Source organism: Agrobacterium sp. (assembly GCF_032092815.1).
GTDB lineage: Bacteria > Pseudomonadota > Alphaproteobacteria > Rhizobiales > Rhizobiaceae > Agrobacterium.
Genome location: NZ_DAMDBP010000006.1, coordinates 1 through 20,750 on the forward strand (window position 1 = coordinate 1; position 20,750 = coordinate 20,750).

The window sequence follows — 20,750 nt, forward strand, 5'->3', positions numbered from 1 at the left end:
ATTTAGACATGCAAAACCCCCGAGGTTGGGTGTCCAACTTTCGGGGGTCAGTTCAAACCGTGTTGCGGGGCTTTTTCTATTACTTGAACTGTGGAGAGGAAGGTTACGCCACGCGGGCGTAACTCTCACGGCCATAGGACGCCGCCTGCTCCATACGGAACTGCTGAACAAGTGCCAGAAGTTCCTGGACCTCATTGGCCAGCATCTGGCTTGCGGCACTGGATTCTTCTGCCATGGCAGCATTCTGCTGGGTCATCTGGTCCATCTGGTTGACGGAACTGTTAACCTCCTGCAGCGCAGATGACTGGTCCTGCGTGGCCGTTGCGATGGTTTCGACGTGTTTGCTCACATCGACAATCTGGCCGCTGATTTCTGAGAGAACCTGACCTGCCTGCTGAACCAGCAATGCGCCAGTTTCAACTTCATTGCTGGATTGATTGATCAGGCCCTTGATCTCGCGTGCCGCATCCGCAGAGCGCTGCGCCAATTCACGCACTTCCTGAGCCACGACAGCAAATCCCTTGCCAGCTTCACCAGCGCGTGCCGCTTCAATACCGGCATTCAGCGCCAGAAGATTGGTCTGGAAGGCGATATCATCGATCACCTCGATGATCTGTTCGATCTTTTTGGAAGCGTCTTCAATGCGGCCCATGGCGGCAACAGCATTGTTGACCACATTGCCGGAATTGTCGGCGCTTTGCTTGGTGCGGTTGACAGCCTGGTTTGCTTCCCGTGCACGCTCGGCAGAGGATTTGACCGTAATGGTGATCTCCTCAACCGCCGCTGCAGTTTCCTCCAACGAGGCTGCCTGCGATTCTGTACGCCTGGAAAGATCGTTGGAGGATTGCAGCATCTCTTCGCCATTGTGCTGAATGGTCAGCGTGCGTTCGCGAATTTGCTGCAGAACATTCTTCAAATGCGCCAGAGAGGTGTTGAAGTCGATACGCAACTGATCGAGGCGACCGGAGAACGGTTTATCCAGTGAGCGGGTCAGATCACCTTGCGACAGGCGTGCTAAGCCGGAGGCAAGTTCGGTTACGGCGAATTCGATCTGTTCGTCCAGCGTGCGCTTTTCATTGTCGTTACGCGTACGCTCTTCATCGGCAGCAATGCGGTCGGCGGCGCTGCGGCCTTCGATCACCAGCTTTTCATGCGCGTTGTTACGGAAGACTTCCAGCGCCTTGGCAATATTGCCGAATTCGTTGGACCGATCAGCGTAAGGAATGACGGTATCCAGATTGCCATCCGACAAAGATTTGACGGCACCTGTCAGCACACCAAGCGGACGAAGTGCGCGGCGGATCACGAAGTAGCCCAGCAGCCCGACTGCTGCCATGACAACGACGCTGGACAGGAGGATCATGGCCTTGAGGCCAGCCAGATGCTCAAAGAACACCTGCATCGGAATACCAACAAACAAGACACCGACCGGAGCCCCGGACTTTGCCTTGACCGGGAAATAACCGGTCATGTATTCGCTGCCGAACAGCGTGGCTTTGCCAACATAAGCTTCACCCTTGCTTACCTTGGCAAATGCAGGATGGTCGGTCGCCAGCTTAGTGCCAACGGCACGCTCACCATTTTCTTTCTTCACATTGGTGGAGATGCGGACGAAATCCTCGCCCTGCTTCTGAAACACGGTGGAAACGCCGCCGATGATCAGCGCAGTTCTATCCACCAGATCGGAATCAAGCAGAGTACCGATGCTGGCACGATTGACGCCGGCAAGGTTTCCATTCTCGAGGTTCAGCGATGCACCACCGACCTTCAGTTCGTAAAGAACCGCCATGGCACGTGCCGCACTGTGGGTCTGAAGTTCCGCCGTTTCCATGACGTCTTCTTCGAGGCTTGCATAAGTCGATACGCCGATCGCAGCGATACCCAAAAGAACAAGACATGCGGTCAAGGCGATGATTTGCACCGCAACAGGTGCAGACAGGAGCTTCTTCATGTAGGAGTTCCCCCAAAATTTCACGATCGAAGCATCGTAGGGGGAAATCGTTAAAATTTGAAAAAGTTTTGCAAAACAACAAAAACACTAATATTCAAAGCAACTTATTTAAATGACCAATGTCAATTTCTAATATTCAGAATTACTTTTGAATATAAATAATACTACAATTAATGAATGTAGCCCATGCGAATTGCTTTGGCGATTGCCTGAATTCTATTGACGGAATCAAGCTTGATTGTCGCCGAGCCGAGATAGGCATTGACGGTGTGAACAGAGAGGCCAAGCTTCACAGCAATCTCTTCACTGATCTTGCCATCGCCAGCCAGTTGCAGACAGGCAATCTCGCGTTCGCTCAAGGCTTCGGTTGGGGTAGAGCGGCGCTCATCCAGCGCCAGAAGATCCACCATCACCTGACAACACCTCATGTGGTGATCGATCATTGTTCCACAGTCGAGTTCCAGGTTTGTGCCGCAGAACACCACCAGACCATTGCCGATATTGCCGAGCTTTATCGGCAGCGCCAGACCGGCATATGGCAGATCATTATTGTCAGCCTGCTTTAGCAATGGCAGCATTTCCGAGGTAACGGAGATGCCCTTGCCCTGGTCGGTTGACCAGATCAATGGCAACAACGAGCCATCGATGTGCTCAAGAAGTGTTGTGCCTAAAGCGGATACCAGCGCATTGGTCTGCTCAGCCGCGCCCATTCCCCAATTTTCAAGCTCGCAAACCAGCTTTCTCTTGTTGGGAAAGCTTGAAACGGCAGCACGGAAAACGGCAAAATTCCTGGCGCCGATGTCCTTTTGCATGCCAATCAGCATTGGAAAAAGATCAGATCGGTTGGACGTGCGGCTGACGCGGACAATCTGTACCCCGCCCTGCTCATCCGTCGTGGTGTCTCTCGAATAAGCCATCAATCAACCATCAAACAAGATTGTTACGAACCGCATAAGCGATTGCTTCGGAGCGGGTTTTCGTCGCGGTTTTGCGCATGACGCTGGTGATATAGTTGTTGATCGTATTGCGGGAAATGCCGAGAATGGTCGCCATTTCATCACTGGTCTTGCCTTCGGCGATCCAGTAGAGGCACTCGAGCTCACGCTCCGTCAGGTCGATATCCCGCTCGACCTTCAGGTCACAGCCGATACCGAAGCTGGCACAATAACCACTCAACAGACCGACTTCGCGCAGACGTTCAATTGTGGCAACGCCACCTTCTGGAAACATCAACAGCAATGCAAACCTGATGTTGCCGACGCAAACCGCCAGTACGCAATATTGCCGATCCGTACCCTTTGGCACACATGGCTCGTCCGGCAGGACATGCAGTTGCGGCTGCAGCAACGAAAGGCACTTCTCCATTTCGCTCATGCGTGCCTGACTTGCGGCAAGCGTGCCGCCAATCTTCTTCACCAGATCGAATGGCCAGTTGGATGTGATAACGAAACTGAGGCCCGGCTCCTGAAACAGGTCTTCCCGGGCCAGCATGTAGTGCGACGCACCTGCATAGGCCGCCAGCACATCGAGCAAACTGGAAATGTCGCCCTGTCCGGCAGCTTCACCCAGCCAGCTGATGACTTGAACCCGCGACGATGGCTTAACCGCTGGGTTCAGCGGCTTTACCGTCAGTCTGCGAATATCCACATCTGCCTTCAACTGATGAGTTTCCTTTAGGAAGGCCAGACCGGCCGGAGGTACATACGCATTTGCATTACCCCTGAACCGCCCAAAAGCATTTTCAAATTTCCAGTCTACGAATCACCTCATTCTAGGAGAGGGTCAAGGAAATACCACTATCAGAATTTGGCATTTCCACGCCTTTCACTTTAGTATGCAGAACAGATCATGAATGCTGTGCCAAAGTGGCATTCAATATGAGATCGAACGGCGAAATCGGTTTCATAGCCTTGTGGAAAACCACAGTAATAAGAATAAGCCTCACATTTTGGGCCAATTAAAGTCTTTGTGACCGAAACTTGACAGGGCTCGGTGTTTTGGTGTCTGCGGCCGCCTGTTCAATTTTCCGCCCTTGACCTCGCTTGCAAATCCGCAATTCCGTCATTGAGCGTTGCCAACTGTGGTTCATCCTGCATCAGAAGCCAGGCATGCAAAAAGCCGGGGAGACCCCGGCCTTTTTATCAAGCGGCCTTTTCGATGGCCCATTTGCGGAGAATCTTTGCAGCTCTTTCTTCGCTGATCTCCACCATACGCGACAGGCGACGTTCCGGCCCTTCGCGTACCCGGCGATTGAACCCGCCGTTTGGATCTTCGCCAGACAGCAGGTCGTCTGCGCTGTCGAAACCAAAGTCTGCACCAAAGCCTTCCATGAGACCGCCGGCACCACCACCCATGGCTGGGGAGAAGTCTGGCAACTCGAGACCGGCTGCATCCTGTGCCAGTTCCGCATTGGCCGAACCATTGCCCATGACAGAGCGGACAACCGGGCGAATTCCAAGCCAGACGATGAGGAAGGCAACGGCGATGAAGGCAAGCGAGTTGATGATACCGGCAGAGTTACGGGTCAACACTTCCATCATGCCCGGACCGCTTGGAGCTTCATCGAGCAACTGGCTTTCAAGGAAGGTCATGGCTGTCAGGGTGACAACGTCGCCACGGTCAGCCGAGATGCCAGCGGCAGAGGTAACGATCTTCTGCATTTCTGCAAGATAGGCATCGATCTTCGCCTGGTCGACTGGTTCGCCAACCATGCGAGCAACACGGTCCTTGTTGACGACGACGGCGACGGAGATTTTTTCGACCTGGTAGCTGTTACGAACCGTGGCAATTGTCTTGCTGTTGATTTCGTAGTTGGTCTGCTCTTCCTTCTTATCGGATTCGTCAGAGGATTCCGGACCACCGCTACCACCTTGCGGGGCAGCTTGAGGAACGTTCTGTTCAACGGTGGCAGCCGTATCAGGTGTACGTTCCTGAGATTTCTGGGCTTCCTTGATGGTTCTGATCGAACGTTCAACGCGCGATTCAGGATCGTAGACGGTTTCCTGGATCTGCTGGCTGTCGGTGTTCAGCTGTGCGGTCACGCTTGAGCGGAAATTGTCCATGCCAAGGAACGGTGCGAGTGCCTTGTCGATGTTGGTTTCAATTTCCTGCTGCACTGACTGCACAAGCGTCAGGGAACGGCTCATGGCGCCATTTGCAGCGTCATCCCCGGAAGCAAGGAGCTGACCGGTCGAGTCCAGAATGGTAACATCATCGACTTCGAGGCCGGGTACGGCCGATGCAACAAGGTGACGGATGGAGGCTGCGGCCTTGCGGCCCGCTGTGGCACTCGCCCGGATCATCACGGAAGCCGTGGGCTTCTGTTCGCCGCGACGGAAGTTGCCAACGTCTGGCATCACGATGTGGACGCGTGCTGCGGTGATGCCATTGATCTGCTGGATAGAGCGGCTGATCTCACCTTCCAGAACGCGGACGCGGGTCACTTCCTGCATGAAGGAAGTCAGGCCGAGCGAACCGACATTGTCGAAAAGCTCATAACCGGCATTGGCGCTGTTGGGCAGGCCGCGTTCGGCAAGCAGTACGCGCGCCTTGCTGGTCATGCCGACTGGCACCTGAATGCTCGTACCATCTGAACCGACTTCAAAATCAAAGTTGGTTTCGGCAAGCGCAAGGCTGATCTTATTCAGGTCGGCACTTTCCAGGCCGACATAAAGTGTTTCGTAAGCTGGCTTATTAACGTAAACAGCCGCCGCAATGACCAAAACCATGGAGACGATACCGACGCCACCAAGGAGCAACAAGCGCGTTTGGCCTAGCGCTGCAATATTTCTTAAGACCTGAGGGACTTGATTTAACAGATTCATTCTGTTCCGCACCGTCATTCATGGAGTCATAGACCTAATAGTCCTAGCGGCAACCTAGAAGACGAAGCTTGCGCGAGCGTTTCGCGCAGTGCGGTTTGTCAAATGACGGTTTCGATGTGCCTCGACTTGCCCGATCAGAACAGGTCGACATCTCCTGAAACCTTGTCGAGCGGCTGCGAATGGCCGTGACGCATGCCCGTTCCCAGTGCTTTTTGCATTTCAGCGAGTTTCACGAGGCTCAGCGCCGTGGTGACGTCGATCACCCATTCGGTGGGAATGGAACCGGTGATCGTATCGATGAACTCCGCCAGGCCCCGCGTTTTCTGCACGGCAAGGTCAATGCCCTGAAGCAGCTTCAAGCTGTCTTCAGAGATGGCGCCATCGGCCATCTCGAGCAATTGAGGTTCGATGCGCTCGATGAGATAGGCGACATCATGAAGTTCGCTGACTACCCGCATCAGGACATCAGGCAGGGCTTCTTCCAATGGTGCCACCCGCGAATGCTCGGCAATATGCATAAAAAACCCCGTACTAGAAAAATTCGATATCGTTGGCGACCGGCTTCGGTGCCGGTTGTGGCCGGGTTTCCAGAGCCACCGTTTTTTGTGTTTCCGCACCAGTGAGCGGATGTTGGCGGGCCCGTCCGGAGACAGGCCAGTATTCGACCTTGCGACCATGATCCCCGCCCGTTGAGGAACTGATAACAGGTATTCCTTCATCCTTCAGAAACTGCATGGCAAACAATGCATTCTGCTCACCGACATTGGAGAAGCTGGCAATGGTTTTCGCACCACCGAAAATCTTGGCCTCAAGCCTGTCTCTGCGTGCGCCCTGCTTGAGCAGGCCGTTGATCAGCAACTCCATAAGATGCACACCGTAACGTGTTGCATCCCCACCGCTCATGCCCCCCGTACCCGGCAAAAGAAAGTGGTTCATGCCGCCGACACCGGCGACAGGATCTCGCATACACGCAGCCACGCACGAGCCAAGAATCGTCGTCAGAACCACATCGGGATCCTTGATGACCTTGTATTCACCCTGAATGATATGCACGCGCTTGGCTGCAGCTTCCATCATTTAAGCGATCCGAATACGGCTTCGATAGCTGCCTTCATCTTTTCGATGGAGAACGGCTTGGCCAGAACGTTGTTGGCGCCAAGCTGGGCTGCCTTCTGAACCAGAGCGCGGTCACCCTGCGCCGTCAGAATGATGAAGGCTGCCTTCTTGGTGGTCGGGTTGGTGCGAACAGCCTGCAGGAAACCCAGACCATCCATTTTCGGCATGTTGAAGTCCGAAATCACCAGGTGATGCGGCTGCTGTTCCATGATCTTCATGCCCTGCTCGCCGTCGCCGGCAGCAGTGATCTGCTTGAAACCGAGCTGGGTCAGTGCGTCACTCAGCAACAGGCGGCTGGTCACCTGATCATCAACGATCAGAACTTTGATTTTCTCTGCGATAGACATTATTCAGAACCTTCTTTCCGGGCAGCAGTTAACTTGAGGATTTCCTCACCAATAGAGGTCAACGGCAGCTGTTGCTCGACGGCACCCAGCTCGTAAGCCACTCTTGGCATTCCATAAACAACACATGTCTTTTCATTCTGGCCGACGGTGCGCGCACCGGCATGCCTCATTTTCAAAAGGCCTGCCGCACCATCGCGTCCCATGCCCGTCAGGATAACTCCCACGGCATTGCGACCTGCCAGTTCGGCAACAGAATCAAAAAGCACATCGACCGATGGGCGGTGGCCGTTGACGGGCTCCCGCTCCAACAATCTGCAACTTGGCGCAGAGTGATTGACAACTTGCAAATGACGCTCCCCACCGGGCGCGAGGTAAATTTTACCAATTTGCAGTCTCGCACCATCAGTGGCTTCTTCCACAACGGGTGCGCACAGACGGTTAAGCCGCTCTGCAAAGCTCTTGGTGAAGGTCGGTGGCATATGTTGCGTGATGACCGTCGGCGGGCAATTGGCCGGGAATTTCTGCAAAACGGTGATCAGCGCCTCCACACCACCGGTGGAAGAACCAATCGCCACGATCTTGCGACCGCCACGATATTCACTGACCGACATCGCCTTTGGTGGAGCGGGACGCTCGGCAAGCGGTGCTGCCGTGCTGCGATAGCTGACAAGCTGCGACCGTGCCGCGGCCTTGACCTTTTCTGCCAGATCGCCAAACGGATTGCGGTCGCCTGGAGCGGGTTTGCCCACGCAATCAAAGGCACCAATTTCCAGCGCGGTCAAAGAGGCATTTGCACCGTGATGCGTCAGCGTCGATACCATGATGACCGGCATCGGTCTCAGGCGCATGATCTTTTCAAGGAATTCGAGGCCGTTCATGTCAGGCATCTCGATATCAAGCGTCACAACATCAGGATTGAGCTGCTTGATGGCTGCACGCGCTTCCATGGCATCGCCAGCCTGACCCACGACCTGAACGTCAGGGTCAGCCTTCAGGACGGCCGTGATCAATCCGCGCATGGTCGGAGAATCATCGACAACGAGAACCCTGGCAGGAGCACCCATTATTTCCTCCCCTTTCCGATGTAACGGTAAGTGGTGATGCCAATATTATCGAACATGTTTTTGGCATCACCCGACACCCGCTCGGAATGGCCGATATATAGGTGACCACCCTCGGGGAAGAGACCGGCAAAGCGGCTCCAGATTTTCATCTGTGTCGGCTCATCAAAATAGATCACGACGTTACGGCAGAAAATGACATCAAAATGTCCCTTGAAGGGCCACTGCGTCATCAGATTCAGCTCGTTGAAGGTAATCAGGCGTTTTACCTTGTCGCTGATCTGGTATTTCTTGCGACCACCGGCATCAACTTCGGTAAACCACTGCTTGCGCATGGGCGCCGACACGGTCTCAAGTGCCGTTTCGTCATAAACACCAGCCCTTGCCAGAGCGAGGATCTTTGGATCGATGTCGGTTGCCAGGATCTTGAAGTCATATTCAGTGACGTTCGGGAACTGCTGAAGTACCGTCAGGGCTATCGAATAAGGCTCCTGCCCGTCAGAGCAGGCAGCAGACCAGATACGAACCCGACCACCGGCCTTGGCGCGCGCAATCAATTCCGGCAGCACTTCGTCACGCAGATGATCGAAGTGATGATTTTCACGGAAAAATCGCGTGAAATTGGTCGTCAGATGCGACAGCATTTCACGACGTGGCTGCGCCCCTTCGGGAGAAGAAACGAGCGCGCAATATTCCTTGAAGCCGCTCAGGCCGAGATTGCGGATATGTTTCGACAGGCGCGAATAAACCAGCGATGCCTTTGAATCGTTGAGATAAATCCCGGCATCGGCGTAAATCATGGCTGCAATATCGGCCAGGTCTCGGCGTGTCAGCGGATATTCTCCGCTGGCAAGCACTTCATCAGGCGACTGTCGTGAATCGTTCAGCTTGAGCGACGTCATTCATCACCGCTTTCAACCGGTTGCCGCAAGAGACATCTCTTGCTTGAGGGACTGACCACGCGATGCGCCAACAACCGCATCAACGTCGAGGATGAGAGCGACACGACCATCACCGAGGATGGTTGCGGCAGCGATACCCGGAACATGGGTGTAGTTGGCTTCAAGCGACTTGATAACCACCTGACGCTGGCCCTGGATGGCGTCGACCATCAGCGCGCGCTGACCGCCGCCTTCGGACTCGACCAGCAGTGCAACACCTTCGACCGGATTTGCCTGTGTGGCGCGGAAGTTCAGGATACGCCCAACATCGACCAGCGGGCAGAAGCTGTTGCGGATCGAGATCAGGCGCTGGTTGGCACCAAAGGAATGAATGCTCTCGGCTTCAGGCTGCAGTGTTTCGACGATTGCCGTCAAAGGCACGACCAGCGTCTGACCAGCGACCGTCACCACCATGCCGTCGAGAACGGCCAGCGTCAGCGGAAGGCTCATGGTAAAGGTCGAACCAAGACCGGGACGCGACGTGATGCTGATACGACCGCCAAGCGCCTGAATGGAACGTTTCACAACGTCCATGCCCACGCCACGACCCGAAATATCGGAGATCTTATCGGCAGTGGAGAAGCCCGGCATGAAGATCAGGTTATCGATCTCTTCGTCCGAAAGGTTTGCGTCAGCGGCAATCAGGTCGTTGTCGATGGCTTTCTGGCGAACACGCTCGCGGTTGATACCGGCGCCATCATCCTGCAATTCTATGAGAATACGGCCAGAACGGTGCTTTGCGGACAGCTTGACTGTACCTTCCGGGTTCTTGCCGGCGGCTTCGCGTTTTTCCGGCGTTTCAATGCCGTGGTCAACGGCATTGCGGATCATGTGGGTCAGCGGTTCGGCCAGCTTGTCAATAACCGTCTTGTCCACTTCGGTGTTTTCACCTTCGGTGATCAGACGGATCTGCTTGCCGATCATGTCGGCAACTTCACGCACAATACGCGACATGCGCTGGAACACCGGCTTAACCGGCTGCGCGCGGATAGCCATAACGCTATCCTGAATTTCGCGGGTCAGTTGCTGGAGTTCTTCCAGCCCCATGTTGACGGCAGAGGTGCCGGTGGTGTCGTTTTCGATCACGCTCTGCGACAGCATTGCCTGGTTGATGACGAGTTCGCCCACCAGGTTGATCAGGCGGTCTACGCGGTCAAGATCAACGCGGATCGTCTGTCCGGCGCTGGCATTTGCAGCTGCGGCGGCATTGGCAGGAGCAGCGGCTTCCTTGGCCACTTCCTTCTTTTCAACGGCAGCAGAGACTTTTCTCAAGACGTCTGTTGCTGCACCAGCTGTGGCGACGGCATCCGAAGTCATCTTCGCGTCATCATGCGCAGGCTGTACTGCAGGCTCGTCGGCAACGTCCTCGTCCAGAATGGACAGATCGAAAGGAACCGGCACCATTGGCAGTTCTTCAGCCGATGCCTCAGGCTCCGGTGCAGTGACCTCAAGATCACAATCCCACTCGGCAAACTCGAAGACAGCACGAACGTCTTCAATGCTCTTTTCTGTTTTTACCGCGATGGTCCAGGAGAAGTAGGCAGCTTCCGGATCCATGTCTTCCAGCGACGGCAGGCTGGACATGTCGCAATTGATGCCCATTTCGCCAAGGCGCGACAGGTCGCGCAGCAGAAGCGCAGCCTCATTGCCCTTGGAATAAAGCGATGCCTTCGGCTTGAAGACCACGTTGTAGACAGACGGTTCCATCAGCGGCGTGATGTCGTCTTCAAAATCGCTGAACGAGAAGGCAACTGGCTGGAAACCGCTTTCATCTGTCGGAGCAGGTGCGGCAACTGCCTTGGGAGCCGCAACTTCGGCAACGCTTGCAGCACTTGGCATTTCGCCATTGGCCAGAGCTTCCAGTTCCTTGACGAGGCCGCGTGTGCGGGTTTCCTCAACATGGCCACCGTCACGCGCCGCATTGGTCAGGTCAGCCAGAACGTCGGCCGACTTGAGCATGACTTTCAGAACGTCCTGGTTGGGTTCCAGCTTGTTGGAACGCACGCAATCGAGCGTGGTTTCAAACACGTGGGCGAAGGCAACCAAATCATCCAGACCGAAAGCGCCTGCGCCACCCTTGATGGAATGAACGGCACGGAAAACGGCATTGACTGTCTCGGGATCACGATCGCCGTCGTTCAGCTTCAAAAGACCTGATTCCAGTTCCGCAAGCTGTTCCTCGCACTCCTGGAAGAAGATTTCTTTGATTTCGTTCATATCCATTGTGAAAAATCCCGTATCAGGCAGTTACACGTTCAATGGCATCAATAAGTTTGGCAGGATCGAAAGGCTTGACGATCCAACCGGTCGCACCGGCCTGCCGCGCGCGGTTCTTCTTTTCTGCGTCGCTTTCGGTCGTCAGCACCAGGATCGGTACCGCACGGAATTTTTCATTGCGGCGCACGCCCTCGATGAAACCGAAGCCATCCAGACGCGGCATGTTGATGTCGGTGACAATCACATCGGGATTGCTCTGCTCGAGAACCTCAAGGCCCTCTACGCCATCTTCAGCCTGCACGGTTTCAAAACCGGCATTGTTGAGCGTTACCAGCAGCATGTTGCGGATCGTGCGGGAATCATCCACCGTCAGCACTTTTTTCTTCATTGCCGTATCTCCTTCGGGAGCAGATGATCTATGTTGACGCCGATCAATTGGAGCGTTTTTGCAAAAGCATCCGATGCCTTCGCGAATGTGATTGCCTTGCCGTCGGCTTCCCATGTCTTGATGCCGGCCATCAGCACCTGAACACATTGAACGCCAACCCGCTCGACCGCCGATGCATCAATGGCAAGCGCAGAACCACGCAGTTCCATCAATTTGCCGCGCAGCACTGACGCCTCGTTGAGGTCCAGCACGGCGTTTAATTGCAGCGTTCCCTGCGTGCTTTTCTTGCCTGCCATCAATTCACTCCTTGCCGTCTGAATTGCTGTATCGAATCTTGAAAATATGCGGTGTCGCGCATGGCAGGCTCTGCGGGTGCGGGCTTGGCCGCAACCGGAGCTTCATGCTGGTAATTCTGTCGCGACAGACGGAATTCACGAACCGTGCGGCCAAGCTCAAGGATAACCGTGTGCAGATCATCGGCCTTTGCTGCGACATGCACCGTGCGCTGCGCGCTGGCGCTGGCCTCAGATCCCAACGCGTTGATTTCGCTGGCTGCCGATTTGAGATGACCGACATTGTCGCCCGTCATGACAGTCATCTCGGAAATCATGCCGCTGACATCAGAAACCTGACGCACGACACCTTCAATGGCATTTTGCGTGCGGTTGACTGTCGTCACACCGGAATCAACCTGTGCCTTTGTTTCGCTGACAAGACTTTTGATTTCGCGGGCAGCATCGGCGGAGCGTTGTGCAAGGGCACGAACTTCCTGCGCGACAACCGCAAAACCACGACCGCTATCTCCTGCCCGTGCGGCTTCGATGCCGGCATTCAGCGCGAGCAGGTTGGTCTGGAAGGCAATTTCATCAATCGTGCCGATGATCTTGCCGATCTGCTCCGCAGATTTTTCAATGTCGGCCATGGCGCTGATGGCCTCACCGACTGCCTGCCCGCTTTCCTGTGCAGAGTGCTTCGCCGAAGACACCGCCTTTTCGGCCGTATCCATCTTTTCAGCGCCGTTTCTGAAAGCTGTCAGAATGTTTTCGATAATCGAAACCGCATCCTGAAGACGTTCTGTCTGTCTGGAGGCATTGCCCGAGAGGGCCTTGCCTTCCTGAATGAAATCATTGCTGAGCGCATGCGCATCATCGGCATTTCTGCCAACGGCTTCAACGGTATCCTCGATGCGATCAAGCGCAAAATTGAACAATTTGACCAGTTCGCCATAGGCTTCCGGCAAATCCGCATCAATAACTCGCGCTGACAGGTCGCCATCGGCAACCGCACGCAATGTGCCCTCAAGCATGGCGACCGTGCGGGCCTGTTCTTCGCTGCGCAACCGCGCCAACTCTTTTTGATGATTGATGCGCTGTTCATTAAACCGCAAGGAGACGGCAATTTCCGTGTCTGTCATCACCAGACGGACAACCGCCTTCACCAGATCGGCAAGTTCGTTGACCCGTTTGCGGGAGCCCGGCAAAATCGAGCGCGGCATACCCTGCTTGATGAGGCCCGACAACAGATGTTCCAAGACCACTGCGTGGCTTGCTACGTTCCAGCGCGGATCGAGCCCCATGCGGGTTTCACTGTCGGACAGAACCTTCACGCGCTCGGCATACAGAGAATCAAAACGGGCGTCGGTCAGCACACCCCAATGGGCGGTTTGCAGATCATGCAAACGGTCAAGCTGATGCTCGCTCTCAAATGTCGGAGAACAGTCCGGCAGGGACTGAAAGCGCAACATCAGGTCGCGCAGGCCACCACGCGCCAGAGGTTCCAGAGTTGTGCGGTGACGCCGCAGGAGTTCACACTGTTCCTGGTCCAGGCCAGCAAAGCGCAAGCGTCCGCCAAGGCTGCTGCCTTGCGTCTTACGCGACTGATCTGACGGCAATTCATGCCCCAAGAGACGACCCCAAATCCTTTTTCCGGCCAAACGGTCCGGTAAACCTGCCTGTTTATCGGTCAATTCTGATGGCCACGACACAAGCACAACTCGAAGGTTGCTGCGCGCGACACTCAAAACGGCCAATAAATCGAAAACGAGAATACCGGATCAGTCCCGGTACGGCAGAGCGGCTTCATGCCTAGGGGGAGCCCGAGAAAACTCCCATTTCGCCGTGATTAGAGGTAATCTTTATGGTTAATTCCTTGCTCGAAGGTTAAGAAACAATAACCTCTGCGTCAAACGGTAAAATTTGTTTCATGTTTGACCTATTGCGCCCCAAACCGCCTTCGAAAATCCGATTTTTCGAGGAAGGCGACGCATTTCTTTCCCCAATACGCTGGACAAGGCGTCTCCCGTTACCCTAAAACAAAATCAACGGGATATTACGAGCGGCGCGGATCGAACAAACAAAGGAGATGAAACCTTGCAATGGATGGGGAACAGTCAACCAGCCCTGCGCCATCCTTACGGCTTCATCGTTCTTGCAACAACCTGTCTGTTCGTCCTTATCAGTGCCCATATCGGGCTTAGTCAGGGCTCACCTGTCAAACCTTACCGTGTCGAACGGTTGCAGCCACAAGAACTGGCACGCGAGGCGTTTCTCGACGATGGCATGGTGGCGTGTTCGACGCGCGAGCGGCTTTACACGCCCTGCAACTTGAGAAAAAGCACACCCGTAACCGACCTGCTTCAAGCAGCGAATTCAGGCAGGGTTGTCAAATCAGGGACGACGATCCCCCATGACAGTTATGAGCAGGGCATTCCTCAATCGCCTTACTCCGTTGTCAGCGTCCCGCGCGGTCCTCCTTTGGAAATGTCATAACCGTAAGGCATACTTCTACTGGTTCGCATTCAGCGAGGTTGCGGTTTGGAGAAAGCCCTCGGTTCAGAGACACCATTTGCTCCTGAAACCCGCTTGATGAATGACCGCCGCCTATGAATTATGAGTTTCTTCTGCCACTGCTGATCTCCTTGCCCTTCATTGGCAGCATCGTCACCGGAATGATGCTGCGTACAAGTGCGGCAGCAGGTCCGGCATCGGTGGCAGGGGCCGTTGCCCTGTGTGGACTTCTGATTACCCTGTTTTTGTACCCGACCGTCGCTGACGGCGCGGTGTTGCGTTATGACGCTGAATGGCTGCCGCAGCTTGGGCTGAACTTCACGCTGAGACTTGATGGCTTCGCCTGGATGTTCTGCGTGCTGATTACCGGCATTGGACTGCTGGTCGTGCTCTACGCGCGCTATTACATGTCCACCGAGGACCCTATTCCGCGCTTCTTTGCCTTCCTGCTGCTGTTCATGGGCGCGATGCTCGGCGTGGTCACTTCGGGCAATGTCATTCTGCTGTCGATCTTCTGGGAACTGACCAGCATCTTCTCCTTCCTGCTGATCGGCTACTGGCACCATAACGGAACGGCGCGCGACGGTGCGCGCATGGCACTGACCGTGACAGGTATTGGCGGTTTCTGTTTGCTGGCGGGTCTTCTGGTGCTCGGCCACATCGTTGGCAGCTATGATCTTGATGTTATTCTCAAGTCGGCCGATGTTGTAAAATCCCATTCGCTTTATCTGCCGGCACTGGTCCTGATCCTGCTCGGCGCATTGACCAAGAGCGCGCAGTTCCCGTTCCATTTCTGGCTGCCGAACGCCATGGCCGCCCCGACCCCGGTTTCGGCCTACCTGCACTCTGCAACCATGGTGAAAGCCGGCGTATTTCTGCTGGTCCGCCTATGGCCGGTGTTTTCCGGCACGCCAGAATGGTTCTGGCTGGTTGGTATTGCGGGTATCTCGACCCTGCTTTTGGGCGCGTATTTCGCGATGTTTCAGCAGGATCTCAAAGGACTGCTCGCCTATTCGACCATCAGCCATCTCGGTCTGATCACCACCCTGCTCAGTCTTGGCAGTCCGCTGGCCGCTGTCGCCGCGATCTTCCACATGATGAACCATGCGACCTTCAAGGCATCGCTGTTCATGGCGGCCGGCATTATCGACCACGAAACCGGAACGCGCGACATGCGCAAGCTGAGTGGGCTTTATACCTTCCTTCCGGCCACGGCGACGTTGGCCATGGCAGCCAGTGCGGCAATGGCGGGGGTTCCGCTGCTCAATGGTTTCATTTCCAAGGAAATGTTCTTTGCCGAGGCCGTGGAAACTCACGCCGATTCGATCCTCGACAAGGCGCTTCCCTATGTGGCGACCATTGCCGGTGCATTCAGCGTGACCTATTCGCTGCGCTTCATTCACACCGTGTTTTTCGGGCCGCCGCCCAATGGCCTGCCAAACCCGAAACCACATGAGCCGCCGCGTTGGATGCGTTTTCCAATCGAGTTTCTGGTGTTTGCCTGCCTTGTAGTCGGCATCGTACCAAGCCTGTCTATCGGCCCGTACCTGCACTCAGCAGTTCTGTCGGTACTGGGACCAGAAACACCCTATTACAGCCTTTCGATCTGGCACGGATTCAACCTGCCGCTGGCCATGAGCATGATCGCGCTGGCCAGTGGTGTTCTGCTGTACGTTCTCATGAATGGATACCTCGCCAAGTGCGATGACGGACCGCCGATTTTCCGACATCTGCGCGGCCAGCGTATCTTTGAACGTATTCTCGTGACCGTCTCCTGGAAATGGGCGCGCTGGCTTGAAAGCACGCTGGGCACACGTCGCCTGCAGCCACAGTTGCGTATGCTGGTGCTGTTTGCCCTGCTGGCCGGCACGTCGCCGCTTGTCATGTCCGATTTCGCCTTAACCCTGCCTCGGGTCACCTCGTTCGATCCGGTCTTCGTCATCCTGTGGCTGATTGGCATGGTTGCCGCACTTGGCGCTGCCTGGCAGGCGAAATATCACCGTCTTGCCGCACTGATCATGCTCGGAGTAACCGGTCTCGTCACCTGCCTGACCTTCGTGTGGCTGTCCGCACCGGATCTGGCAATTACGCAGCTTCTCGTTGAAATCGTCACGACCGTTCTCATCCTGCTTGGCATGCGTTGGCTGCCGAAACGTGTTGAGAAGGTCGATAACAGCAACGAACTGCCCGCGCAGCTTCGCCGCGCCCGCGACTTCCTGGTGGCCATGTCCTGCGGCATCGCCATGTCGGTGATTGCTTACGCGGTGATGACGCTTCCCGTACCAAATGCCATAGCCAATTACTTCCTGGAGCGGGCCTATACGGAAGGCGGCGGCCGGAACGTGGTCAACGTCATTCTGGTGGACTTCCGTGGCTTTGACACGATGGGTGAAATTGCGGTTCTCGCGATTGTGGCACTGACGGTGTTTGCACTGCTGCGCCGTTTCCGTCCTGCCAGCGAAAGCATGGCCAAACCGGAACAACAGAGGATACAGAACGCCTTCGATGCTGCACGTCCGGGACGTTCGGCCGGCGATACCGTCCGTGACTACCTGCTGGTGCCATCGGTCATCATGCAGTGGATGTTCCCCGTGATCATTACCTTTTCGGTATTCCTGCTGATGCGCGGCCACGACCTGCCGGGCGGCGGTTTCTCAGCCGGTATCACCCTGGCCATCGCTTTCCTGCTGCAATATCTTGCTGGCGGCACACGCTGGGCGGAAGATCGCATTCGCATTCTGCCGCTTCGCTGGATGGGTTTCGGCCTGATCGTTGCGGCGCTGACAGGCATGGGGTCGTGGTATCTGGGGTACCCATTCCTGACGTCCTATTCGCAATATCTTGACCTGCCCTATATCGGTAAGGTGCCTTTTGCCACGGCCATGCTGTTTGACCTCGGCGTATTCTCGCTCGTTGTCGGCGCGACCGTGTTGATGTTGATCGCGATTGCCCACCAGTCGCTGCGTAACTACCGCATTAAATCTGCGGACACGAAAGCGGAGGGCACATAAATGGAATTGATCCTTGCAATCGGCATCGGTGTGATCACCGGCTCTGGCGTCTGGCTTATCCTGCGTCCCCGCACCTATCAGGTCATCGTTGGCCTGTCGCTCCTGTCCTATGCCGTGAACCTGTTCATCTTTGGTGTTGGCGGCATCAAGAGCAACGCACCACCGGTTTTGGTGGATGGCGTCGATATTTCAACCCTGACCGACCCTGTTCCGCAGGCGCTGGTTCTGACGGCTATCGTCATTGGATTTGCCACCACCGCACTTTTCCTTGTCGTTCTGCTCGCAGCACGCGGCCTGACCGGCACGGACCATGTTGACGGAAGGGAGCAATCCAAATGAATTCTTTCCCGTCGCATATCGTCATCGCGCCTATCATGTTGCCGCTTTTGACCGGCGCGTTGCTGCTGTTCTTCGATGAGCGCCAGCGTTTCGCCAAGGCCATGATCAGTCTGGTATCCTGCTGTGCCTTGCTGCTGGTGGCCATCACGCTGTTCCAGCAGGTCAACTCGACCGTCAACACGGAAGTGGCCGCAGTCGTCTCTACCGGCGTCTATCTGCTCGGCAACTGGCCTGCCCCCTTCGGCATTGTCCTGGTCGCTGACAGGCTGTCGGCCCTGATGTTGCTTTTGACATCACTTCTGGCCATTCCGGCACTGATCTATTCACTGGCCAAGTGGCACAAGTCGGGTGCGCATTTCCACTCGCTGTTCCATCTGATGCTGATGGGCATCAACGGCGCGTTCCTGACGGGTGACCTGTTCAATCTCTTCGTGTTCTTCGAAGTGATGCTGGCGGCATCTTATGGTCTTTTGCTGCATGGTTCCGGCCAGCTTCGCGTCAAGGCCGGACTGCATTACATCGCCATCAACCTTGTCAGCGCATTGTGCTTCCTGATTGGCGTCAGCATGATCTATGGTGTGACCGGCACACTGAACATGGGTGATCTGGCACAACGTATCCCTGCCCTGCAGCCTGACCAGCGCATGCTGCTGGAAACGGGTGCTGCGGTACTTGGCGTGGCGTTTCTAGTCAAGGCAGGCATGTGGCCGCTCAATTTCTGGCTGCCTTCCACCTATAGCGCGGCCTCTGCACCGGTTGGCGGCCTCTTTGCCATCATGAGCAAGGTCGGTATTTATGTGATTGCCCGCCTCTCCTTCCTGCTGTTTGGCTCTACTGCCGGAGAATCGGCCGGTTTCGGCCATGACGCACTGCTCTACGGTGGCATCGCGACAATTGTATTTGGTGCCATAGGCGTGCTTGCCTCACAGGCGCTCGGCAGGCTTGCCGGCTTCTCTGTACTGGTGTCATCTGGAACCCTGCTGGCAGCCATGGGTACCGGCAATGCGACGGTCGCGGCCGGTGCGCTATTTTATCTTGTCAGCTCCACGCTCACCATCAGCGCCTTCTTCATGCTGATTGAGCTTGTGGAACGCGGACAGGACGCGGGTGCCAACGTTCTTGCTGTGACCATGGAAGCCTATGGCGATGGCGAGGAGGACGACGAAGAGGATGAAATGGGCGTGACCATGCCCGCAACCATGGCAGTCCTTGGCACCTGTTTTGCCGCCTGTGGTATTCTCTTGGCCGGTCTCCCCCCACTTTCCGGCTTCATCGCCAAGTTCTCAATCCTGTCGGCCATCCTCAACCCGTCGGGGCTTGGCGCCAATGACAGTATTCCGGCCCTTTCCTGGTGGATAGTCTTCCTGATCGTGTTTTCCGGTTTTTCGGCACTCATTTCCATGACTCGCGCCGGTATCCGCACCTTCTGGGCATCGATCGAAGGCACGGTTCCACGCGTGCTGGTCATTGAAATCGCGCCTGTCATGGCGTTGCTGGGCCTGACTCTGCTGATGACCATTCAAGCTGGCCCTGTAATGCGGTACATGGAAGAAACGGCGCGGATCCTCGACCTGCCTGAATCCTACATTCAAGGGGTTATCTCTGCCCCACGTGCCACCAGCCCTGAAGAGGAGGCGCGCCCATGATTGCACGCATCCTACCCTATCCACTGCTGACGCTATCGCTGATCATATTCTGGATGGTGCTGAACAAATTTTCACTCGGGCATCTTCTTCTCGGCACAACGGTTGCGATGATTGCCTCCATCGCTATGGCGGCGCTCAGACCCGCAAAACCAAAGTTCCGGCGCTGGTACCTTTTGCCCAAGCTCATCCTGATCGTGCTTTTTGACATTGTTCGCTCGAACATATCAGTAGCGAAGATCATCCTGTTCAAGAAGGAAAAAAAACGCCGTTCGGGCTTCCTGAACATTCCGCTTGAGTTGAAACATCCCATGGGGCTTGCCACACTTGCGGTTATTTTGACCAGCACACCGGGTAGCGCATGGCTGGAATATAACTCCAGCCAGGGCACGTTGCTGCTGCACGTGCTGGACGATGTGGACGAAACCGCGTGGACGGCCCTGATCAAGAACCGTTATGAAAAACTGCTGATGGAGATATTCGAATGAGCTCAATCATTCTTTTCTGGTCAATCAGCCTTGCGCAACTGTTTCTGGCCATTGCCATGGCAATATCCGTTTCGCGTATTGCACGCGGCCCCCGTGCGCAGGACCGGGTGCTTGGCCTCGACACGCTTTATGTCTGCGCCATGTTGCAATTGCTGACATTTGCCATTCGCACCGGCAACGTTCTGTATTTCGAAGCCGCGCTGGTCATTGCCATCCTGGGTTTCGTTTCAACCGTCGCCCTTTCCAAATTCCTGATGCGTGGTGAGGTGATCGAATGAGCGAATTCGGTGAATTTCCACTGTGGGCGGCCGTTGCCTTCTTCATTCTGCTGGGTTCCGGTCTCACGCTGATTGGTACCATCGGTTTTGCCCAGCTCAACAGCTTTTATGAGCGTCTGCACGCCCCGACGCTTGGTACAAGCTGGGGAACGGGCGGTATTGTCATGGCATCGATCATCTATTTCTCGGTGTCTGAAGGACGTTTTGCCTTCCACGAGATTTTCATCGGCATCTTCATGACGGTGACAACACCCGTATCGCTGATGCTACTTGGCCGGGCCGCCCTTTACCGCGACCGTACCGAGCAGAATACCGAAGTGCGCAACAGCCTGGATTCCGAACAGCCGTAAATTATCGGCT

20 protein-coding genes are annotated in these 20,750 nt (G+C 55.5%); 7 read left to right on the forward strand and 13 right to left on the reverse strand.

The features are described from left to right. Positions 1-103: 103 nt before the first annotated feature. The 13 genes from RT613_RS04500 to RT613_RS04560 all read right to left on the reverse strand — a co-directional run bounded on the left by RT613_RS04500 (position 104) and on the right by RT613_RS04560 (position 13,736). The gene (locus RT613_RS04500; RefSeq protein ID WP_313613323.1) at positions 104-1,951 is read right to left on the reverse strand and encodes a methyl-accepting chemotaxis protein; all 1,848 of its coding nucleotides are present in this window, start codon (positions 1,949-1,951) and stop codon (positions 104-106) included. A 170-nt stretch (positions 1,952-2,121) separates the two neighbouring features. After that, complete coding sequence (visR, locus tag RT613_RS04505; protein WP_313613325.1) at positions 2,122-2,868, reverse strand: transcriptional regulator VisR; 747 nt, start codon at positions 2,866-2,868, stop codon at positions 2,122-2,124. Between the two features lie 10 nt (positions 2,869-2,878). Then, a complete protein-coding gene (gene visN / locus RT613_RS04510) occupies positions 2,879-3,610 on the reverse strand; it encodes a transcriptional regulator VisN (RefSeq protein ID WP_313613326.1) in 732 nt (243 codons plus the stop codon). A 482-nt stretch (positions 3,611-4,092) separates the two neighbouring features. Next, positions 4,093-5,775 carry a flagellar basal-body MS-ring/collar protein FliF gene (fliF, locus tag RT613_RS04515; RefSeq protein WP_313613327.1) on the reverse strand — a complete coding sequence of 561 codons (1,683 nt, stop codon included), beginning with the start codon at positions 5,773-5,775 and terminating at the stop codon, positions 4,093-4,095. A 134-nt stretch (positions 5,776-5,909) separates the two neighbouring features. After that, positions 5,910-6,293, reverse strand: coding sequence for a hypothetical protein (locus RT613_RS04520; RefSeq protein WP_313613329.1), 384 nt, complete (start codon positions 6,291-6,293; stop codon positions 5,910-5,912). A gap of 13 nt (positions 6,294-6,306) precedes the next feature. Then, on the reverse strand, positions 6,307-6,852 hold the full coding sequence (cheD, locus tag RT613_RS04525) for a chemoreceptor glutamine deamidase CheD (protein WP_313613331.1): 546 nt from the start codon (positions 6,850-6,852) through the stop codon (positions 6,307-6,309). Beyond that, positions 6,849-7,238: a response regulator gene (locus RT613_RS04530; protein ID WP_313613333.1), complete on the reverse strand. Its 390-nt coding sequence runs from the start codon at positions 7,236-7,238 to the stop codon at positions 6,849-6,851. Before RT613_RS04530 ends, cheD begins: the two co-directional genes overlap by 4 nt. Further along, the gene (gene cheB / locus RT613_RS04535; protein ID WP_313613335.1) at positions 7,238-8,302 is read right to left on the reverse strand and encodes a protein-glutamate O-methylesterase CheB; all 1,065 of its coding nucleotides are present in this window, start codon (positions 8,300-8,302) and stop codon (positions 7,238-7,240) included. The genes RT613_RS04530 and cheB overlap by 1 nt, the downstream gene beginning before the upstream one ends. Beyond that, positions 8,302-9,201: a protein-glutamate O-methyltransferase CheR gene (cheR, locus tag RT613_RS04540; protein ID WP_313613337.1), complete on the reverse strand. Its 900-nt coding sequence runs from the start codon at positions 9,199-9,201 to the stop codon at positions 8,302-8,304. Before cheR ends, cheB begins: the two co-directional genes overlap by 1 nt. A 12-nt stretch (positions 9,202-9,213) precedes the next feature. Further along, entirely contained in the window at positions 9,214-11,463 is a 2,250-nt protein-coding gene (locus RT613_RS04545) for a chemotaxis protein CheA (protein ID WP_313613338.1), read from the reverse strand. 16 nt (positions 11,464-11,479) lie between these two features. Continuing rightward, complete coding sequence (cheY1, locus tag RT613_RS04550) at positions 11,480-11,845, reverse strand: chemotaxis response regulator CheY1 (RefSeq protein ID WP_250983432.1); 366 nt, start codon at positions 11,843-11,845, stop codon at positions 11,480-11,482. Then, entirely contained in the window at positions 11,842-12,141 is a 300-nt protein-coding gene (locus tag RT613_RS04555) for an STAS domain-containing protein (protein ID WP_313613340.1), read from the reverse strand. Before RT613_RS04555 ends, cheY1 begins: the two co-directional genes overlap by 4 nt. Beyond that, entirely contained in the window at positions 12,141-13,736 is a 1,596-nt protein-coding gene (locus RT613_RS04560) for a methyl-accepting chemotaxis protein (protein ID WP_313613342.1), read from the reverse strand. Before RT613_RS04560 ends, RT613_RS04555 begins: the two co-directional genes overlap by 1 nt. 478 nt (positions 13,737-14,214) lie before the next feature. Here RT613_RS04560 and RT613_RS04565 point away from each other — a divergent pair, with 478 nt between their 5' ends. From RT613_RS04565 to mnhG, 7 genes are all read left to right on the forward strand, one after another. Continuing rightward, positions 14,215-14,613 (forward strand): hypothetical protein, encoded by a 399-nt coding sequence (locus RT613_RS04565; protein ID WP_313613344.1) that lies wholly within the window; start codon positions 14,215-14,217, stop codon positions 14,611-14,613. Positions 14,614-14,726: 113 nt separating this feature from the next. Beyond that, a complete protein-coding gene (locus tag RT613_RS04570) occupies positions 14,727-17,642 on the forward strand; it encodes a monovalent cation/H+ antiporter subunit A (RefSeq protein WP_313613346.1) in 2,916 nt (971 codons plus the stop codon). Continuing rightward, positions 17,643-17,981: a Na+/H+ antiporter subunit C gene (locus RT613_RS04575; protein ID WP_313613348.1), complete on the forward strand. Its 339-nt coding sequence runs from the start codon at positions 17,643-17,645 to the stop codon at positions 17,979-17,981. After that, positions 17,978-19,627 (forward strand): monovalent cation/H+ antiporter subunit D, encoded by a 1,650-nt coding sequence (locus RT613_RS04580; RefSeq protein ID WP_313613350.1) that lies wholly within the window; start codon positions 17,978-17,980, stop codon positions 19,625-19,627. Before RT613_RS04575 ends, RT613_RS04580 begins: the two co-directional genes overlap by 4 nt. Further along, positions 19,624-20,112, forward strand: coding sequence for a Na+/H+ antiporter subunit E (locus tag RT613_RS04585; protein ID WP_313613351.1), 489 nt, complete (start codon positions 19,624-19,626; stop codon positions 20,110-20,112). The genes RT613_RS04580 and RT613_RS04585 overlap by 4 nt, the downstream gene beginning before the upstream one ends. After that, positions 20,109-20,390, forward strand: coding sequence for a K+/H+ antiporter subunit F (locus RT613_RS04590; RefSeq protein ID WP_313613352.1), 282 nt, complete (start codon positions 20,109-20,111; stop codon positions 20,388-20,390). The genes RT613_RS04585 and RT613_RS04590 overlap by 4 nt, the downstream gene beginning before the upstream one ends. Next, a complete protein-coding gene (gene mnhG / locus RT613_RS04595) occupies positions 20,387-20,740 on the forward strand; it encodes a monovalent cation/H(+) antiporter subunit G (protein ID WP_313613353.1) in 354 nt (117 codons plus the stop codon). The genes RT613_RS04590 and mnhG overlap by 4 nt, the downstream gene beginning before the upstream one ends. Positions 20,741-20,750 lie beyond the last annotated feature (10 nt).

Excerpts from the sequence above, each read along its gene's own strand:
- RT613_RS04500 (WP_313613323.1), bottom strand. The coding sequence starts at position 1,951 with ATGAAGAAGCTCCTGTCTGCACCTGTTGCGGTGCAAATCATCGCCTTG.
- visR (WP_313613325.1), bottom strand. The coding sequence starts at position 2,868 with ATGGCTTATTCGAGAGACACCACGACGGATGAGCAGGGCGGGGTACAG.
- fliF (WP_313613327.1), bottom strand. The coding sequence starts at position 5,775 with ATGAATCTGTTAAATCAAGTCCCTCAGGTCTTAAGAAATATTGCAGCG.
- RT613_RS04520 (WP_313613329.1), bottom strand. The coding sequence starts at position 6,293 with ATGCATATTGCCGAGCATTCGCGGGTGGCACCATTGGAAGAAGCCCTG.
- cheD (WP_313613331.1), bottom strand. The coding sequence starts at position 6,852 with ATGATGGAAGCTGCAGCCAAGCGCGTGCATATCATTCAGGGTGAATAC.
- RT613_RS04530 (WP_313613333.1), bottom strand. The coding sequence starts at position 7,238 with ATGTCTATCGCAGAGAAAATCAAAGTTCTGATCGTTGATGATCAGGTG.
- cheB (WP_313613335.1), bottom strand. The coding sequence starts at position 8,302 with ATGGGTGCTCCTGCCAGGGTTCTCGTTGTCGATGATTCTCCGACCATG.
- cheR (WP_313613337.1), bottom strand. The coding sequence starts at position 9,201 with ATGACGTCGCTCAAGCTGAACGATTCACGACAGTCGCCTGATGAAGTG.
- RT613_RS04545 (WP_313613338.1), bottom strand. The coding sequence starts at position 11,463 with ATGGATATGAACGAAATCAAAGAAATCTTCTTCCAGGAGTGCGAGGAA.
- cheY1 (WP_250983432.1), bottom strand. The coding sequence starts at position 11,845 with ATGAAGAAAAAAGTGCTGACGGTGGATGATTCCCGCACGATCCGCAAC.
- RT613_RS04555 (WP_313613340.1), bottom strand. The coding sequence starts at position 12,141 with ATGGCAGGCAAGAAAAGCACGCAGGGAACGCTGCAATTAAACGCCGTG.
- RT613_RS04570 (WP_313613346.1), top strand. The coding sequence starts at position 14,727 with ATGAATTATGAGTTTCTTCTGCCACTGCTGATCTCCTTGCCCTTCATT.
- RT613_RS04575 (WP_313613348.1), top strand. The coding sequence starts at position 17,643 with ATGGAATTGATCCTTGCAATCGGCATCGGTGTGATCACCGGCTCTGGC.
- RT613_RS04580 (WP_313613350.1), top strand. The coding sequence starts at position 17,978 with ATGAATTCTTTCCCGTCGCATATCGTCATCGCGCCTATCATGTTGCCG.
- RT613_RS04585 (WP_313613351.1), top strand. The coding sequence starts at position 19,624 with ATGATTGCACGCATCCTACCCTATCCACTGCTGACGCTATCGCTGATC.
- RT613_RS04590 (WP_313613352.1), top strand. The coding sequence starts at position 20,109 with ATGAGCTCAATCATTCTTTTCTGGTCAATCAGCCTTGCGCAACTGTTT.
- mnhG (WP_313613353.1), top strand. The coding sequence starts at position 20,387 with ATGAGCGAATTCGGTGAATTTCCACTGTGGGCGGCCGTTGCCTTCTTC.